The sequence below is a fragment of the Bradyrhizobium sp. SZCCHNS2022 genome (genome assembly GCF_032377575.1).
GTDB classification, from domain to species: Bacteria; Pseudomonadota; Alphaproteobacteria; order Rhizobiales; family Xanthobacteraceae; genus Bradyrhizobium; species Bradyrhizobium aeschynomenes.
The window spans coordinates 1,699,885-1,716,255 of sequence record NZ_JAUHHZ010000001.1; the positions used below are offsets into that span (position 1 = coordinate 1,699,885).

A 16,371-nucleotide genomic window follows, 5' to 3' on the forward strand; every position below is an offset into this window, starting at 1 on the left:
CGAGCCGATGACCGAAGTCCTGTTCTATCATCTGCAGAACATGACCCTGGAAGGCGTGCTGCCGCCGCTGCTCGAGAAGTCGCTCGAGCGCGGGTGGCGTGTCGTGGTGCAGTCGACCTCGGAGGAGCGTGCAGATGCGCTCGATGCACATCTGTGGACCTATCGTGACGATTCGTTTCTGCCGCACGCCACCTGGCGCGTGGCCGATGTGGCCGATCAGCCGATCGTGCTTTCGGTGGAGGAGAGCAATCCCAACGGCGCGAACGTCCGGTTTCTGGTGGACAACGCGGCGCTGCCGGCCGATTCACACAGCTATGAGCGCATGGTGCTGGTCTTCAACGGTGACGACGCCGATGCGCTTGCTGCAGCGCGATCGGCATGGACCGATTGCAAAACACGTGGATTCGAGGTCACCTATTGGCAGGCCGACGAGCGTGGGCGCTGGCAACGCCGACAATGATGGCGTAAGCGGAGCGAGCGTGCCGATGATGGCAGCGCCGCGCGATTAATGATAATCTGCCGATTTGCCGGCAGAGCGTTGGCAAAGCCACGAACGTGCCGCAAAGTGATGATGGGACAACACGTTAGAGTGTCCACAAGTTGCAATTCAGCAAGGTTCATCGTGCGAGACCACACCAAACAACTGACGCGCGTTCTGCCGTTCCTTGTGCTTGCAGCGGTCGTGTCCGGATGCTCGAGCACGCCGGATTTCCTGTCCAAGGACGCCGAATGGTTTAATCGGCCGCAGCGTCTGTTCATCAAGAACATCTCGATCGACGCGCCGCCGCTCACGCCTGACAAGCCCGTCAACGCCGACGATCTCGTCAGCGCGGAGGGCGCGTGTCCGGGCATGGCACCGGCTGGCGGTGCTGCCGGTGCGAATGCGCTGACGAACGATGCGGCCGCTGCGCCGCCGCCGGCCGCAGGCGGCACTGTCGCGCTCGGTCACACCGAATGCGACGTCGTGCGAGGCATCGGCGCGCCCGACAGCGTCAACATCGGTAACAATGGCGGCGATCGCGTTGCGACCGTGACGTGGCTGCGCGGCGCACGGGCCGGCGTCTACACGTTCACCGCAGGCCGCCTGTCCTCGGTGGAGCGCGCTCCCGATCCGGGGCCGGCGCCGAAGATGGCCAAGCCCAAGGCGGCCAAGAAGCGCGCAACCTGAGCGCGCTCGCCGCCGGCGGGTTCGATCGGCGACGATCAGTTTGTCAACCGGCGACCTCGTCATACAGCGTGCTGGCCTCCAGCCACTGCTCCTCGGCTCGCGCCAGCGCATCGGCGGCATTGGCTCGCGCCTTCGACAATTGCGCCGCCTGCTTCGGATCGCGCGTGAAGATGTCGGGCAGCGACAACGCGCCGTCGATCTTGGCGATGATCTTGGTGATGCGGGCAATCTCGGCCTCGGCGGCCGTGATCTTCTGCTTCAGTGCGCCGCGCCGGTTGTCGGCGCGCGGCCGCTCCGTCTTCTCGGTCACCTGTGCGCGGTCCGTCTCACGCGCGGCGGCGCCGCTGCGCGAGGACAGGATCATGCGCCTGTAATCGTCGAGATCACCGTCATAGGTCTTGACGGTCTTGTCGGCGACCACCCACAGCCGGTCGGCGCACGCCTCGATCAGGTAGCGATCGTGCGACACCATGATCACCGCGCCCGGAAATTCGTTGATCGCTTCTGCCAGCGCGGCGCGGCTGTCGATGTCGAGATGGTTGGTCGGCTCGTCCAGGATGATCATGTTCGGGCCGAAGAACGTGGCGAGGCCGAGCAGCAGTCGCGCCTTCTCGCCGCCCGACAGGCTCTTCACCAGCGTATCCGCAGCCTTGCCGGAGAAGCCGATCGCACCGGCGCGCGCGCGCACCTTGGACTCCGGCGCCTCGGCCATCAATTTGCGGACATGCGTGTAGGGCGAGCCGGTCTCGTCGAGCTCGTCGAGCTGATGCTGGGCGAAATAGGCGATGGAGAGCTTGTCGGCGCGCGTGACCTTGCCGGAGAACGGCGCGAGGCGTCCGGCAAGCAGCTTCACCAGCGTCGACTTGCCGTTGCCGTTCGAGCCGAGCAGCGCGACACGATCGTCATTGTCGATGCGCAAGGTGACGCGGTTGAGCACGGGCTGCGCGGGATCGTAGCCGACCGAGGCGTTGTCGACGGCGATGATCGGCGGCGACAGCAATCGCTCCGGGGCGGGGAAAGTGATCTCGCGCACGTCCTGGGTGACGAGCGCGGCGATCGGCTTCATCCGCTCCAGCATCTTGACGCGGGATTGCGCCTGGCGTGCCTTCGAGGCCTTGGCCTTGAAGCGCTCGACGAAGGCCTGTAGCCGGGCGCGCTCGGCCTCCTGGCGCTTGACCGCCTTGGCGTCGAGCATCTCGCGCGTGGCGCGCTGCTCTTCGAACGAGGAATAGCCGCCGCGATAGAGCGTCAGCTTGCCCCGGTCCAGATGCAGGATCTGGTCGACCGAGGTCTCCAGCAGGTCGCGGTCGTGGCTGATCACGATCACCGTGCGCGGGTAATGCGCCAGATGATCCTCGAGCCACAGCGTGCCTTCGAGGTCGAGATAGTTGGTCGGCTCGTCCAGCAGCAGCAGGTCGGGCGCGGCGAACAGGGTGGCGGCGAGCGCGACGCGCATGCGCCAGCCGCCGGAGAATTCCGAGCAGGCGCGGGCCTGGTCGGCGGCGGAGAAGCCGAGGCCGCTGAGAATGGCGGCGGCGCGCGCCGGCGCCGAGTGCGCGTCGATGTCGACGAGGCGGGTCTGGATTTCGGCGATCCGGTCCGGGTCGTCAGCCGTCTCGGACTCGCGCAACAGCGCATCACGCTCGAGATCGGCCCGCAGCACCACCTCGATCAGGCTTTCGGGCCCGCTGGGGGCCTCCTGGGCCAGGCTGCCGACGCGCCACCGCGGCGGCAGGCTGATGCTGCCGCTCTCCAGCGACAGTTCGCCGCGGATGGCTTTGAACAGCGTCGATTTGCCGGTGCCGTTGCGGCCGACCAGGCCGACGCGCGCGCCGGGCGGAATCTGCACCGTGCTCTGGTCGATGAGCAGCCGTCCGGCGAGACGGATGGAGATGTCGGTGATGGAAAGCATTCGCGCCTTGTCACCGCGCGCGCGGCCAAACGCAACCGCTTTGTCGCCGTTTCAGGCGCAGCGGCTTCAATCGAAGCGCGCGAGCGGCTCATCGCGCTTACGCAACTCGTTCATGAGGTGCGCCAGCGGATCGGGCAGATGAGAGTCGTCGGGCGGCAGACTGAGCTGCAGCCGTTCGCCCACGGCATCGCAGATCGACCGGCTGGTCTTGCGATCGAGCGCCTCGCTGAAATCGGCGGTGCGGCCAGTCATGACGGAGTTCCACGAGCAGTTGCAATACGATGTCGTATCAAGTCGTGGGTGGCCGATTTGTTTCCGGTCTGCTGCCGGAATGCACCGGATTGAGTTGAAAATGCATGAAAAAAGCCCCGGCGTGGGGGAACGCCGGGGCGATGCGAGTTCGGAGCGGCGGGGGGCGGGTGCCGCGCCGAGGCTCGTATCAGAGGCTCAAATCAGTAGCAGCGGTTGATCCAGCGCCAGCGCGGTCCCCACGGGGTCGGAACGACGCGGCGGACGTAGCAGCCGCCATAGCCGTAGCTGTAGGCCGGGCCGCCGACGAAGAAGCGGGGGCCGTAGAACGGACGGTGCCAGCCGCCATGCCATCCTCCGCCATGATGCCAGCCGCCGCCATGGTGCCAGCCGCCGCCATGCCATCCTGCCGATGCGGCGGTCGGGGCGAGGGCGGCTGTGCCCAGGGCAATTGCGGCCGCCGCGGTGAGGGAGAGTTTGCGCAACATGATCGTCTCCTGGATGACAGCGCTGTGGCGCCGAAATTGTCCGACGGATGAGGCTGGGAGAAGGCGGCCAGCGGAAGGCGGCTGGTTCATCCTCGCCCGATACCGATCACCTTAGACCACGGCAGCTGAACGCTGGTCGCACGGCGCCTTCAGACTATGTTCAGAATCGTGAAATTGTCGTAAGGCGTCGCGCCTCCGGCAGGGGCCCGGTCGCTTGCCGTCGGCCAATCGCGTCGATATAAGCCCGCAACTCACCCAAATCCCGCATCTCCAAGGACGATATCATGGCGATTGAGCGCACCTTTTCCATCATCAAGCCCGACGCGACCGAGCGGAATCTGACCGGCGCGATCAACGCGCTGATCGAGAAGGCCGGCCTGCGCATCGTGGCCCAGAAGCGGATCCGCATGACCCGCGACCAGGCCGAGACCTTCTACGCCGTGCACAAGGCGCGGCCGTTCTTCGGCGAACTGGTCGACTTCATGATCTCCGGCCCCGTCGTGGTCCAGGTGCTGGAAGGCGAGGGCGCCATCCTGAAGTACCGTGACGTGATGGGCGCGACGGACCCGTCCAAGGCGGCCGAAGGCACCATCCGCAAGGCGCATGCGAAGTCGATCGGCGAGAATTCCGTGCACGGCTCGGACGCGCCGGAGACCGCCGCGATCGAGATCGCGCAGTTCTTCGCCGGCAACGAGATCGTCGGCTGAGCGGGTTCGCTGCGGCGAGGCCTAAGCTTCGCCGCAGCATCGCCCGCATGCGAAATCCCGTCGAACGCATCTGAAAGGTCTGGCCGTGAACTGGCTATCGCAGCTTGCTGATCCCGCCACTTACGGCCATTTGCTCGCTCAATTCGAAGCCGACCTGCACAGCCCGGGCTTCTGGCTCGCGCTCGGCAAGATCGTCTGGATCAACGTGCTGTTGTCGGGTGACAACGCGCTGGTGATCGCGCTCGCCTGCCGCGGCCTGCACGGCAAGCATCGCGTCTGGGGCATGGTGGCCGGCTCCGGCATCGCCGTTGCGCTGCGCATCGCGTTCACCGGCATCGTCGCCACCCTGATGGCGCTGCCTTATCTGAAGCTGATCGGCGGCCTGGCGCTGCTGGTGATCGCTGCCAAGCTGCTGGTGCCCGAGGACGAGAACGACGACATCGCCGCCGGCACCACGCTGTGGCACGCGGTGCGCATCGTCGCGCTCGCCGACCTCGTGATGAGCCTCGACAACGTGATCGCGGTGGCAGCCGCCGCCAACGGCCAGGCCTCGCTGCTGATCATCGGCCTCGCCATGAGCATCCCGCTGATCATCGCGGGCGCCGCGCTGATCATGCTCGTGCTCGACCGTTTTCCGCTCTTGGTCTGGCTCGGCGCCATGCTGCTCGGCTGGGTCGCCGGCGAGGTGATCGCGACCGATCCGGCCATCGAGCCGATGCTGCACCATCTCCTCGACGGCACCGTGGTCATCAACGTCGAGGCGGCCTCGGGCCTGTTCGCGGGCAAGACGCATCTCTCCAGCCATGTCGACGTCATGGAGACGCTGATGTCGCTGCTCGGTGCCGCGGTCGTGCTGGTCGCCGGCTCGATCTGGCGCCGTCGCGCCCTGGAGCACCAGGCCAAGGACGAACTCGAGGCGGTGCCCGCGCGCGGCGTCAACCTGCCGTAGCTGATCCGCCGCGGTTCAGACTTCTCATGCTGCGTCGGTCGCGGCCGCTCGTCACATGAGCGGTCCGCCCGGTCTGCGTCTCAATCAGCCTTTGCGCTGGTCGTGATGATCGAGCCGAGTGATGGCCGCGAAGCGCTGCCGTCAGCCGACCAGGTACCAGCTCTCTCGCGGCCGGACCTGCGTGCCGCATCTTTCCCGATGTCGATACGGCTGCGGCAAGGTGCCGCGCTTCGGGCAAATACCGTAGGGTCGGTTGTCAGCTCCTCGTAGTCTTGAACCACAATGGGCCGCGGCGACACCACCACGTCGTACTCATTCCTCGCTGCTGATTTGCATGCCTTGAACCGGACTTGAGAATGTTGACTGCAGAGGAGATCGGTCACGTCAGATCGTCGTTCGACATGGTGTTTGCCAATGCCTCGGACATGACGACGACGTTTTACAACCGTGTTTTCGAGCTCGCCCCGGAATGCCGCCCGATGTTTCGCGACGATATGGACGTGCTCAAGCGCGACTTCATCGCAACGCTGGCCGTGCTTGTCGGCAGTCTCGACCAGATGACGGGATTGATGTCGAGCACCGACATTCTCGGCCGCAACCATGCGCGCTACGGTGTGAAGCCGGAGCACTATCCCGTGGTCGGCGAAGCGCTGTTGTGGACGCTGGCCAGGGGGCTTGGCCCGCAATGGAGCGACGAGGTGGAGCAGGCGTGGCGCAAGGTCTACGGCATCATCGCGCAACGCATGATCGCGATCTCCGCGCGGGCGCCGCGGCCCTGATCCCGCTGAAGCAGGCGGAACGCTCGCGGGGGCCGCCTCGCGATTCCTGCCGTGTCGTGCAGATCGTTGGCGAACGCCTCGAACATGGCCGCTCAGTTCAGCACCACGGAGCCCGAACGCCCGACCAGCCGCGCGAGCTGCTTGAAGCGGCCGCCGACGCGGTCGGCGACGAGGTCGACCAGATGATGCTCGAACACCAGCATCAGCTTGCGGTCCTGGGTGCGGAAATGCGTGGCGGGCAGCACGCCCGGCCGCGCGGCCGAGATCAGATGCGCGACGCGGAAGGCGGTGCCGAGCAGACGCGCGCGATCGATCTGCGCCGGGCTCAGCTGCTCGGTGAGGGCGGGCGCCGCAGCCTCGTCGCCCAGGCCCTCGTAGCGAAAGAACACCGACAGCGCCGCGAAGATGCGGCCCTCATGGCTGATCGAGCCGAAATTGCCGTTGAGGATGATGCCGTAGGTCTGCTCGCCGCGATGATCCGGATGCATCCGCCAGCCAATGTCGGACATCAGGCAGGCGGCATGGCGCAGCCTTCGCTCCTCCTCGGTCTCGCGGATATGCACCACGCGGAACAGCCGGTCGGTCCAGTCGATCAGCTCGCGCGCATGCTGGGCGGAGCGCGACAGCAGCTCGTTCAGCCCTTGCGCTGCAGAGAGCAGGCCGTCCTTGGCGCGCTCGGCATCGGGAAGCTTGGAGTACAGCAGGCCCTCGCGCACGCCGAAGGTCGAGAACACCACGGTGGTCGGCTTGGCAACGCGGATGATGTGCTCGAGCACGAGAGCGGCATAGGCGAGCAGGGGGCGCCGGGCTTCGGCGATCGCCTCGATGTCGGCCAGCATGTCGGCGGCGACGAGCCGGCGCAGGCGGCGCACGAAGGCGAGGGCATCGGTCGCGGGGATCGCATAGCCGTGCATGACGCCGAGCGGATAGCCGCTCTGGATGATGTGAATGCGGGCCAGCGCGCGCCAGGTCCCGCCCACGGCGTAGAAGGTGCGGCCTTCGCCGGCCAGCAGTTGCGGCAGATCGGTCAGCGCCTCGCTGGCGATCCGCTGCGCCTTCTTCAGCGACTTCTCTGCCAGATCCTGCAGCGCCAGGCTGCCGAGCGGCAGGGTGACCCCGCTGCGCACCTGGTGGCCGCGGACGTCGATCAGCTCCAGCGAGCCGCCGCCGAGATCGCCGACGATGCCGTCGGGCTTGTGAATGCCGGAGATGACGCCGAGCGCCGAATAGCGGGCTTCCTCGGGCCCGGTGAGGATCTGGATCGGTGCGCCGCAGATCTTCTCCGCCTTGGCGATGAAGTCGGGGCCGTTCGAGGCGTCGCGGCAGGCGGCGGTCGCGATGGCGTAGACGCTGCCGACCTGCTGCACCTTGCACAGCGCGCGAAAGCGCTTCAGCGCGGTCAGCGCCTTGTCGACGGCATCGGTCGCCAGCAGGCCCGTGGTCTGGACCTCGCGGCCCAGCCCGCACAGCGCCTTCTCGTTGAACACGGTAACGAGGCTGCGCTCCATCGCCTGGTAGACGACGAGGCGGACCGAGTTCGAGCCGATGTCGATGACGCCAACGCTGGCCGCCTTGGCAGCGGGCCGTCTCACCGCGGCGTCCTCTGACGAGCGTCGCCGCTACGAAGAGTTGCGTTCGTTCCGGCGCGTGAGCCGGCGCGGCGATGATTCCTTGAGCGACTTTCCACGGCCGGACAGACTCGGATTCGTCATGAAGTAATTGTGCAGGTTGAACGGCTCCTCGCCCTTCGCGGCCTTCATACGCGTTGACGACCCATCCGGCAACAATTGCCAGCTCTGCTCGGTATCCTTCAGATTGGCGACCATGATCTGCTCCAGAACCTGCTGATGCACGGTCGGATTCTGCAGCGGGCACAGCACCTCGACACGGCGGTCGAGATTGCGCGGCATCATGTCGGCCGAGGAGATGTAGACGGCGGCCTTGGCGCTCGGCAGGCCCTGACCCATACCAAAGCAGTAGATGCGGCCGTGCTCGAGGAAGCGGCCGATCACCGATTTGACGCGGATGTTGTCGGAGAGTCCGGGAATGCCCGGACGCAGGCAGCAGATGCCGCGCACGATCAGCTCGATCGACACGCCGGCCTGCGAGGCCTCGTACAGCGCGTCGATGATGTCGGGATCGACCAGCGAATTCATCTTCATCCAGATCACGGCCGGCTTGCCCTGGCGAGCGAAGCTGGTCTCGCCCTGGATGTGCTCGATCATGCGCTTGCGAAGCGTGAGCGGCGAGACCGCCATCTTCTCGATGTCGATCGGCTCGGCATAGCCGGTGATGTAGTTGAACACCCGCGTGACGTCGCGGCCGATCACCGGGTCGGACGTGAAGTAGGACAGGTCGGTGTAGATGCGTGCCGTCACCGGGTGATAGTTGCCGGTGCCGGTGTGCACATAGGTCGTGAGGCTTCCGCCCTCGCGGCGCACGACCATCGACAGCTTGGCATGCGTCTTCAGCTCGAGGAATCCGTAGACGACCTGCACGCCGGCGCGCTCCAGATCGCGAGCCCAGCGGATATTGGCCTCCTCGTCGAACCGCGCTTTGAGCTCGACCAGCGCGGTCACCGACTTGCCGGCTTCGGCGGCTTCGACGAGCGTGCGGACGATCGGCGAGTTGTTGGAGGTGCGATACAGCGTCTGCTTGATGGCGACGACATCGGGATCGCGCGCCGCCTGCTGCAGGAACTGAACGACGACATCGAAGGATTCGTAGGGGTGATGGACGATCAGGTCCTTCTGCCGGATGGCGGCGAAGATGTCGCCGCCATGGTCACGGACGCGCTCCGGATGGCGCGGCACGTAAGGCGCGAATTCGAGGTCGGGACGGTCGACCCGCGTCAGCTGCGACAGCTCGTTCATCGCCAGCACGCCGTCGACGACGAACACCTCGTCGTCGGTCGTGGACAGCGCATTCTGCACGAAGCGGCGCAGCTCCTCCGGCATGTTGGCCTCGATCTCGAGCCGGATCACCGAGCCGCGGCGGCGCCGCTTCAGTGCCGTCTCGAACAGCCGCACCAGGTCCTCGGCCTCTTCCTCGATTTCGATCTCGCTGTCGCGGATGATGCGGAAGGCGCCCTGGCCCTTGACGGTATAGCCCGGGAACAGCCGGCCGATGAACAGGCCGGTGGCCTGCTCCAGCGTGATCAGGCGGATCGCGCCGTCCTTGGCGCCGGGGAAGCGGATGAAGCGGTCGATCTTGCCGGGCATGCGGATCAGCGCATTCATCGGCCGACCGTCGGCGGTGCGCGTCAGCTGCAGCGCGACGGTGAAGCCGAGGCTCGGGATGAACGGGAACGGATGCGCCGGATCGATCGCGAGCGGCGTCAGCAGCGGGAAGATGTTGGCGAGGAAATGGTCCTCGATCCAGGCCCGCTCGCTCTTGCTGACGTCCTGGCCGTCGACCAGCACGATGCCGAGTTCGGCGAGAAATTTGCGCAGGTCGCGCCATATCGCCTGCTGGTCGATGGCGAGCTGGGAGACGGTCTCGTTGATCAGCTTCAGCTGCTCGGTCGGCGTCAGCCCGTCCGGGCTGCGCTCGGCGATGCCCTCGCGCACCTGGGCGCGGATGCCGGCGACGCGGACCATGAAGAATTCATCGAGATTGTTGGCGGAAATCGACAGGAAGCGCACCCGCTCCAGCGCCGGATGGCGCGGATTGACCGACTCCTCGAGCACGCGGCGGTTGAAATGCAGCCAGGACAGCTCCCGATTGATGAAGCGCTCGGGACTCGACGCGATCTGCAGCGGCGTCGCCACAGCCGGCTCTTTCGAAACGATCTCAGAAACTTGTTCGGTATCCATCAGAAATTCGATCCATATCCGATCACGGCATCAAATCAGGGCGCTCACCCTCGACCGTAGCCCACTCTGGGTGACCAGGGGATGACGTTCCCGGCACCATTGAGGTTCCCCGGCGGACCGGCGTCAAGATGGCCCCCGGTCACACCGGGCGCAGCAGCTCGGCGGCCAGTGCGCGGGTGACCGGTCGGCCGAGCCTCAACGACTCATTGTCCAGCAGCGCGATGGTCTCGCGGGCTGCGGCGTAGGATCGCTCGATCCGGGTGGCGAGGTAGCTGACGACCGTTTCGTCGATCGCCAGTTGCCGATCCGCGGCCAGCTTGACGATCAGGGCGCGGAACAGCTGGTCGTCCGGTGGCAACAGCGTGACCACGGGAACGGCGCGCAGCCGCGATCTCAGATCGGCGAGCCCGATCGGCAGCGCCGCCGGCGCCTCCCGCGCCGTGACCAGGATGTAGGCCTCGTCCTGACGCGCCAAGTTCAGCAGGTGGAACAGCGCCCGCTCGTCGAGATCGGTCGCCGTCAGATCCTCCAGCACCAGGGCCCCCGTGGCGAGCGCCCCGGGCACGGTGCTCGCCTCCAGCGCATGCGCCGACAGCGAGCGGGCGCCGGAGCGCTCGGCCCAGATCGCCGCCAGATGACTTTTGCCCGAGCCGTCGGGGCCGACGAGGAACATGGTCCGCGCGGGCCATTCCGGCCAGGCATCGACCAGCGCGAGCCCCGCCGCATTGCCCGGCCCCTCGAAGAAATTGTCCCGCGTCAGGCTCTCCGCATGTGGCAGCGCGAGCGCCAATTGACGAGGGGGGATATGGCCGGCCAAGGTTGACGTGCTCCGTGTCGTGTCGTCGGCGGGGGCGGTACTGGGCCTGCCGGGCGGGCTCATCGCACCTCGATCGTGTTCATGTGGCGCACCCATTCGACGAGATACAGCCCGACCGATACGAGGGTAAAGACCGTCACGAGCACCATCAGCACGACATCGTAGGGCTTGGGCTCGAAGCCGAACGCGAGCGCGGCCAGCACCAGCCCTGCGAATCCAACCTGCGCGGCGGTATTCAGCTTCGAGACCATCAATGGCTTCATTGCGACGGGCCGGTCGAACAGCCAGGAGACGATCACGGCGGCGACGATCATGATGTCGCGCGACACCACCAGGATCACGATCCAGCGCGGGATGGCCCCCCAAATGCCGAGGGTGACGAAGATCGACACCAGCAGGGCCTTGTCGGCGAGCGGGTCGAGCAGGGCGCCGAGCTCGGAGCGCAGGTTGAAGCGCTTGGCCAGAAAACCGTCCACCGCGTCGCTCACGCCGGCGACGACGAACACCATGAACGCAATTTCCATCTCGCCGGCCGCGATCGCCCAGACGACGATCGGAACCAGCAGGATTCGGCCGAGTGTAATGAGATTGGGGATAGAGTGGGGAATGGTCACACAGAACGTCCCGACGACAACTCGATCAAATCCAACCCGATTCCGAAGCGGGGCGAACCGGTCCGGTTCCTAGATAGTATGGGGACGAGCCCCTTGCGAGCCATTGCGCGCAGCCGGATTCCGACGTAACCAGCGGCCAGATTAGGGGTTTTGACCATGACCGAGCGCAAGAACGGGCTCACTTATGCAGATTCGGGCGTCGATATCGATGCCGGCAATCGTCTGGTCGATCTGATCAAGCCCATGGTGCGCGCCACCGCGCGCGCCGGCGCGGATGCCGAGATCGGCGGCTTTGGCGGCCTGTTCGACCTGAAGGCGGCCGGCTTCAAGGATCCGGTGCTGGTGGCGGCAACCGACGGGGTCGGCACCAAGGTGAAGATCGCGATCGAGACGGGGCTGCATGGCGGGATCGGCATCGATCTGGTCGCCATGTCGGTGAACGACCTGGTGGTGCAGGGCGCCGAGCCGCTGTTCTTCCTCGACTACTTTGCCTGCGGCAAGCTCGATCCCGAGGCGACCGCGTCGATCGTGGCAGGCGTCGCCGAGGGCTGCCGGGAGTCCGGCTGCGCCCTGATCGGCGGCGAGACCGCGGAGATGCCGGGCCTCTACAAGGATGGCGACTATGATCTCGCCGGCTTTGCGGTTGGCGCGGCCGAGCGTGGCACCCTGCTGCCGTCGCCGGACATTGCCGCTGGCGATGTGGTGCTGGGGCTCGCGTCGTCGGGGGTGCATTCGAACGGCTATTCGCTGGTGCGCAAGATCGTTGCCCGGTCTGGCCTCGGCTTCGATGCCCCGGCGCCGTTTGCGCCGGTCCTGACCCTGGGAGCCGCGCTGCTGACGCCGACCCGGCTCTACGTGAAATCCTGTCTGCGTGCGATCCGCGAGACCGGCGCGGTGAAGGGGCTGGCACACATCACAGGCGGCGGCTTCACCGACAACATTCCGCGCGTGCTGCCGAAGCATCTCGGCGTCTCGATCGACCTGGCGCATCTGCCGGTGCTGCCGGTGTTCAAATGGCTGGCGGAGCAGGGTGGCATTGCCGAGCGCGAGCTGCTCCGCACCTTCAATTGCGGGATCGGCATGATCGTGATCGTCAAGGCCGAGGCCGTCGATGCCGTGACCGAGGTGTTCACCGCCAATGGCGAGCACGTCGCACGGCTCGGCGAGGTCGTTGCTGCCGCAGGCGAGGAGCGCGTGATCTATACCGGCGCGCTCGATTTGTCCCTGTGAGACGAGTGACGAGATGAAGCGCCGCGTCGCCATCCTGATTTCCGGCCGTGGGTCCAACATGGCCGCGCTGATCCGAGCGGCCACGCAGCCGGATTTTCCGGCCGAGATCGCCGTCGTCATGTCCAACCGCGCCGACGCCGCCGGTCTGCAAAAGGCGGCGGAGAGCGGCATCGCCGTCGAGGTCATCGAAAGCAAGCCGTTCGGCAAGGACCGGGCGGGCTTCGAAGCCAAGCTGCAGGCGGCGCTGGATGCGCGGGGCGTCGAGATCATCTGCCTCGCAGGCTTCATGCGGCTATTCACGGCGGAGTTCGTCCAGCACTGGTATGGCCGGATGCTGAACATCCATCCGTCACTGCTGCCGTCGTTCCCAGGCCTCGATCCGCACGGCCAGGCGCTGCGCGCCGGCGTGAAGCTGTCGGGTGCGACCGTGCATTTCGTCATCCCAGAGACGGATGCGGGACCGATCGTCATGCAGGGCGCTGTGGTGGTCAGGGACGATGATACGCCGGAGACGCTGTCGCAGCGCATTCTCGGCGTCGAGCATCGGATCTATCCGGAGGCGCTCAAGCTGCTCGCAAGGGACCAGGTGCGGCTGGAAGGCGATCTGTGCCGGACGTCGGCGACGGAGCAGGCGGAGCAGGCGCTGATCTGGCCGATGGTCTCGTAGTTGCTCTACGTGGTGTGTGTTTCTCTCTATCTGAGACGGTTCTCTCCGCAGACGCAGTTGTGCATCGTCATCGCTGAGGCTGCGTCCTGACAAAAAAATCCCCGGCGAGGCCGGGGGTGCATCAAGAGCTGACGAAGTCTGGTCATCCGCGTAGCAAGCCTTGCGCGGAGTTCGTTAGCTGCGGCGCTTCCGCCGCACATTGGCTCACGAGAGCTTCAGGTTCTCCGCCGACGTCTTTCCCCGGCTCTCCACGAGATCGTATTCGATCGGCTGGTTTTCGTTGAGCGTGGTCAGCCCCGCGCGCTCCACGGCCGAGATGTGGACGAACACGTCCTTGTCCCCGCCGGTCGGTTTGATGAAGCCATACCCCTTGGTCGGGTTGAACCATTTCACGCTGCCTTTGTAGGTCGGCATCGCCGTCTCCTCGTCTAGACGAAAAAAAGACGCGGTCACGCTCTCGCGTGCCACGCCACAAGCGGGCTTTCCGAAGTCTGCTGGATTTTCGAATTCACGAAACGCACAGTCGAACGGCCAAATCCGATTGTTGCTGGGATTGCAACACGATTTCTCATCGATATCAAGTTGGGGCGCGAGATGAGAACGCGTCGCGGAGTCGCGGCTGCAGGAGCCCGTCACGGCCGTCGTTGTGGCGTTGGAACCACAATTCGTCGGACGCGGGCTTGGCGAAGCCGATCGCGATTGACCGCGCTCGGGAACTACAGGCAAATCATTCGGCCACATTTAGACAGATTTGAGCGGGCGGCGGACAGGGCCGATGCGGGGACCATTTCAGCTTGGAAGGGACGGACGACCGTGCACCGGCGCGCTCGTAGCCGTGTCGTTCGTTGCTGCGCTCGCCGCCGGTTGTCTGGCGGCGAGTGCGACTGATGCCGCGAGCCTTCCTAGCGTCGCCGCAAGTCCAACACCAGCTCCGACGCCCAGCCCTTCGCCGAGCCCGGTTCCGAGTGCCGTCAGTTCCGATCTCTCATCCGGACGAACGGTGCTCGACCTCGGGTCGAATTTCCTCGAACGGCTTGGCAATCAGGCGACGTTTGGCGGCAGCCGGCTGCAGCGAAGCAATCCCGGTGGCGGTGGTGCTTCCGAGGCGTCGGAGCAGCCCCGGTTCCGGAGCTGGGCCGAAGCCTATGGCGTGACGGCTCGTTCCAACGCTCAAGGTGACTTCGTGGGCGACAAGAGGGTGACGTGGGGCGGCGTCGCCGGTATCGGCATGCGGCTCGCACCCGGTGTCAACGTCGGGCTGTCGATCGACCAGAGCCGGACCCGAGTCGACGTGCCGCTGGCGCTGCAGTCGGCAGCGCTGGACCTGACCCAGCTCGGATTCAACGCTTCCGTCGACCACGGCCCGTGGACCTGGGCGATTGCCATCGTCCACGGCTTCGGCGGCATCAATGCGCGGCGCGATACCATCCTCGGTGCGACGACCTCCGTCTATGGCGCCCACATCACGGGGGTTCTGAGCGAGCTCGACTACTACTGGAGCTTCGGCGAGAGCCGCGTGGTTCCGAAGCTCGCCTTCGAATATGCGCGCGCCACGACCGCAGCGTTCCAGGAAGCCGGCGGACTCGACCCGCTGTTGGTCAGCGGCACGTCGCTGGAGCGCGGCCGTGTCCTGGTCGGCGCCGAGATCGGCCGCTATTTCGTCGTCGACGGCAGGATTCTGGATGTCTCCGCCTACGGCAAGTTCGTCGACAACTTCGCGCAGAATCTCGGCGCGGTCACCGTCAGCCTCGGCGCGCAGAGCATCACCCTGCAGGGGCTCGGCGAAGGACGCTATGGCGCCGACGCCGGCGCGGCATTGTCGCTCTCCCTGAGCAGCACGGCACGCCTCTACCTGAACTACGATGCCAAGCTGCGCTCTGCGCTGCAGTCGCATCAGGGCACGCTGGGCGTCGAGCTCAAATGGTAGGCGATCCGACCGGCCTCGGTGCCACATAGTCGTTGAAGCCGACGACGTGGCGCGCCTCGGCCATCATCGGCACGAGATCGAGGGGGTGGATGAAATCATCGCGGAAGCAGGCGTGAACTTTCGGATCGAAGATGCGCTTGAGCCAGTCGATGACCACCTTGTGTCGATCGGAGCTGCGAAACTCCTTGTGATAGGTCAGCCACAGATCCATGTGGTAGTTGATGCCGAGATCGACCGGAACCAGCGGCGCACCCAGTGCGACCGCAGATGTCGGAAGAAAGCCGATGCCGGCGCCGCGCTCGACCGCGTAGAGCACCGCCACGCTGGAATTGGTGGAGATGCCGACGATGCCTTCGAGCGATTCCAATCCGAGGATGCGCGCATAGCCGGTCTCGTCGAGCTGCACGCCGTGCTGCTTGATGATGCGGTGGTTCCTGAGGTCCGCCAATGAGGCCGGCAGGCCATGAGCCTCGCGATAGGATTCCGACACGAAGCCGTAGATGTGCAGCCGGCCGAGCTTGGTGACGATCACGTCCGGATTGGTTGGCCGCTCGAACTGGATCGAGATGTCCGCCTCGAGCCGTGAGACATCGGCCTGCTGCATGGCGCAGCTCAGATCGACGGTGATCCTGCGATAGGTCTTCTGAAAATCGATCAGCCGCGGCAGCACCCAGAAATTGCCGGGGCCTTCGGTCACGGCGACTCGCACCGATCCTTGCGTGTCGGTCGACAACGAGGCGCGGCGGAAGATGTTGAAGCTCAGCCGTTCCATCTGCTCGACGTCGAACAGCAGCGACCGGCCCTCGTCGGTCAGCGAAAGTCCGGACTGATCGCGGATGAAGAGCTTGCACCCGAGCTCGTCCTCGAGCCGGTCGATCTTGCGCATCAGCGTGGTGCCGGTCAGTCCGAGAACCTCCGCCGCGTTCCTGAAGCTCTTGTGCCGCGTGCAAAGGAGAAATGCTCTTAAATCTTCCCACGAGGCATTAAGCGTTTCGTCAGATTTCCCGCGCTGCGTAGATGCAGCACCCCGATGCAAATGTTGCCGCATA

17 protein-coding genes are annotated in these 16,371 nt (G+C 65.7%); 8 read left to right on the forward strand and 9 right to left on the reverse strand.

From position 1 onward, the window contains the following. Positions 1 to 7: 7 nt before the first annotated feature. Together QXZ94_RS07425 and QXZ94_RS07430 are read left to right on the forward strand one after the other, a co-directional pair. Positions 8 to 460: a DNA polymerase III subunit chi gene (locus QXZ94_RS07425; protein WP_172109333.1), complete on the forward strand. Its 453-nt coding sequence runs from the start codon at positions 8 to 10 to the stop codon at positions 458 to 460. Between the two features lie 207 nt (positions 461 to 667). After that, positions 668 to 1,168 carry a hypothetical protein gene (locus QXZ94_RS07430; protein WP_172109815.1) on the forward strand — a complete coding sequence of 167 codons (501 nt, stop codon included), beginning with the start codon at positions 668 to 670 and terminating at the stop codon, positions 1,166 to 1,168. 43 nt (positions 1,169 to 1,211) lie between these two features. On the opposite strand, the gene QXZ94_RS07435 is transcribed toward QXZ94_RS07430, so the two are convergent. From QXZ94_RS07435 to QXZ94_RS07445, 3 genes are all read right to left on the reverse strand, one after another. Further along, positions 1,212 to 3,080, reverse strand: a complete 1,869-nt coding sequence (locus QXZ94_RS07435; protein WP_315719874.1) for an ABC-F family ATP-binding cassette domain-containing protein — start codon at positions 3,078 to 3,080, stop codon at positions 1,212 to 1,214. Positions 3,081 to 3,146: 66 nt separating this feature from the next. Beyond that, positions 3,147 to 3,332 (reverse strand): hypothetical protein, encoded by a 186-nt coding sequence (locus tag QXZ94_RS07440; RefSeq protein WP_315719875.1) that lies wholly within the window; start codon positions 3,330 to 3,332, stop codon positions 3,147 to 3,149. Between the two features lie 200 nt (positions 3,333 to 3,532). Beyond that, positions 3,533 to 3,817 carry a sulfur globule protein precursor gene (locus tag QXZ94_RS07445; RefSeq protein WP_172109330.1) on the reverse strand — a complete coding sequence of 95 codons (285 nt, stop codon included), beginning with the start codon at positions 3,815 to 3,817 and terminating at the stop codon, positions 3,533 to 3,535. Between the two features lie 284 nt (positions 3,818 to 4,101). On the opposite strand from QXZ94_RS07445, the gene ndk reads away from it, so the two are divergent. The 3 genes from ndk (at position 4,102) to QXZ94_RS07460 (ending at position 6,252) form a co-directional block, all read left to right on the forward strand. Next, positions 4,102 to 4,524, forward strand: coding sequence for a nucleoside-diphosphate kinase (ndk, locus tag QXZ94_RS07450; RefSeq protein WP_011926284.1), 423 nt, complete (start codon positions 4,102 to 4,104; stop codon positions 4,522 to 4,524). Between the two features lie 85 nt (positions 4,525 to 4,609). Further along, positions 4,610 to 5,473, forward strand: coding sequence for a TerC family protein (locus QXZ94_RS07455; protein WP_315719876.1), 864 nt, complete (start codon positions 4,610 to 4,612; stop codon positions 5,471 to 5,473). Positions 5,474 to 5,829: 356 nt separating this feature from the next. Further along, complete coding sequence (locus QXZ94_RS07460) at positions 5,830 to 6,252, forward strand: globin family protein (protein ID WP_172131969.1); 423 nt, start codon at positions 5,830 to 5,832, stop codon at positions 6,250 to 6,252. 92 nt (positions 6,253 to 6,344) lie between these two features. Here QXZ94_RS07460 and ppx read toward each other — a convergent pair whose 3' ends face one another. The 4 genes from ppx to QXZ94_RS07480 all read right to left on the reverse strand — a co-directional run bounded on the left by ppx (position 6,345) and on the right by QXZ94_RS07480 (position 11,498). Next, positions 6,345 to 7,844, reverse strand: a complete 1,500-nt coding sequence (gene ppx / locus QXZ94_RS07465) for an exopolyphosphatase (protein ID WP_315719877.1) — start codon at positions 7,842 to 7,844, stop codon at positions 6,345 to 6,347. Positions 7,845 to 7,871: 27 nt separating this feature from the next. Further along, on the reverse strand, positions 7,872 to 10,067 hold the full coding sequence (locus tag QXZ94_RS07470; RefSeq protein WP_315719878.1) for an RNA degradosome polyphosphate kinase: 2,196 nt from the start codon (positions 10,065 to 10,067) through the stop codon (positions 7,872 to 7,874). 139 nt (positions 10,068 to 10,206) lie between these two features. After that, on the reverse strand, positions 10,207 to 10,884 hold the full coding sequence (locus QXZ94_RS07475; RefSeq protein WP_172109325.1) for a DnaA ATPase domain-containing protein: 678 nt from the start codon (positions 10,882 to 10,884) through the stop codon (positions 10,207 to 10,209). A 59-nt stretch (positions 10,885 to 10,943) separates the two neighbouring features. Continuing rightward, the gene (locus tag QXZ94_RS07480) at positions 10,944 to 11,498 is read right to left on the reverse strand and encodes a CDP-alcohol phosphatidyltransferase family protein (protein ID WP_315719879.1); all 555 of its coding nucleotides are present in this window, start codon (positions 11,496 to 11,498) and stop codon (positions 10,944 to 10,946) included. Between the two features lie 156 nt (positions 11,499 to 11,654). Between QXZ94_RS07480 and purM the strand changes: the two genes are divergently transcribed. Together purM and purN are read left to right on the forward strand one after the other, a co-directional pair. After that, complete coding sequence (gene purM, locus QXZ94_RS07485; protein WP_315719880.1) at positions 11,655 to 12,728, forward strand: phosphoribosylformylglycinamidine cyclo-ligase; 1,074 nt, start codon at positions 11,655 to 11,657, stop codon at positions 12,726 to 12,728. Positions 12,729 to 12,741: 13 nt separating this feature from the next. Further along, positions 12,742 to 13,395, forward strand: a complete 654-nt coding sequence (gene purN, locus QXZ94_RS07490; protein WP_315719881.1) for a phosphoribosylglycinamide formyltransferase — start codon at positions 12,742 to 12,744, stop codon at positions 13,393 to 13,395. A 204-nt stretch (positions 13,396 to 13,599) separates the two neighbouring features. On the opposite strand, the gene QXZ94_RS07495 is transcribed toward purN, so the two are convergent. Beyond that, positions 13,600 to 13,809: a cold-shock protein gene (locus QXZ94_RS07495; RefSeq protein ID WP_008961173.1), complete on the reverse strand. Its 210-nt coding sequence runs from the start codon at positions 13,807 to 13,809 to the stop codon at positions 13,600 to 13,602. A 361-nt stretch (positions 13,810 to 14,170) separates the two neighbouring features. Between QXZ94_RS07495 and QXZ94_RS07500 the strand changes: the two genes are divergently transcribed. Next, the gene (locus QXZ94_RS07500; protein ID WP_315719882.1) at positions 14,171 to 15,322 is read left to right on the forward strand and encodes an autotransporter outer membrane beta-barrel domain-containing protein; all 1,152 of its coding nucleotides are present in this window, start codon (positions 14,171 to 14,173) and stop codon (positions 15,320 to 15,322) included. Here the strand turns inward: QXZ94_RS07500 and QXZ94_RS07505 are convergent. Continuing rightward, a complete protein-coding gene (locus QXZ94_RS07505; protein ID WP_172131963.1) occupies positions 15,312 to 16,370 on the reverse strand; it encodes a LysR family transcriptional regulator in 1,059 nt (352 codons plus the stop codon). The two genes, QXZ94_RS07500 and QXZ94_RS07505, sit on opposite strands and share 11 nt — an antisense overlap. Position 16,371: the final 1 nt, after the last annotated feature.

Excerpts from the sequence above, each read along its gene's own strand:
- QXZ94_RS07435 (WP_315719874.1), bottom strand. The coding sequence starts at position 3,080 with ATGCTTTCCATCACCGACATCTCCATCCGTCTCGCCGGACGGCTGCTC.
- QXZ94_RS07440 (WP_315719875.1), bottom strand. The coding sequence starts at position 3,332 with ATGACTGGCCGCACCGCCGATTTCAGCGAGGCGCTCGATCGCAAGACC.
- QXZ94_RS07505 (WP_172131963.1), bottom strand. The coding sequence starts at position 16,370 with ATGCGGCAACATTTGCATCGGGGTGCTGCATCTACGCAGCGCGGGAAA.
- QXZ94_RS07470 (WP_315719878.1), bottom strand. The coding sequence starts at position 10,067 with ATGGATACCGAACAAGTTTCTGAGATCGTTTCGAAAGAGCCGGCTGTG.
- QXZ94_RS07495 (WP_008961173.1), bottom strand. The coding sequence starts at position 13,809 with ATGCCGACCTACAAAGGCAGCGTGAAATGGTTCAACCCGACCAAGGGG.
- purM (WP_315719880.1), top strand. The coding sequence starts at position 11,655 with ATGACCGAGCGCAAGAACGGGCTCACTTATGCAGATTCGGGCGTCGAT.
- ndk (WP_011926284.1), top strand. The coding sequence starts at position 4,102 with ATGGCGATTGAGCGCACCTTTTCCATCATCAAGCCCGACGCGACCGAG.
- QXZ94_RS07425 (WP_172109333.1), top strand. The coding sequence starts at position 8 with ATGACCGAAGTCCTGTTCTATCATCTGCAGAACATGACCCTGGAAGGC.
- QXZ94_RS07460 (WP_172131969.1), top strand. The coding sequence starts at position 5,830 with ATGTTGACTGCAGAGGAGATCGGTCACGTCAGATCGTCGTTCGACATG.
- purN (WP_315719881.1), top strand. The coding sequence starts at position 12,742 with ATGAAGCGCCGCGTCGCCATCCTGATTTCCGGCCGTGGGTCCAACATG.
- QXZ94_RS07500 (WP_315719882.1), top strand. The coding sequence starts at position 14,171 with ATGCGGGGACCATTTCAGCTTGGAAGGGACGGACGACCGTGCACCGGC.
- QXZ94_RS07445 (WP_172109330.1), bottom strand. The coding sequence starts at position 3,817 with ATGTTGCGCAAACTCTCCCTCACCGCGGCGGCCGCAATTGCCCTGGGC.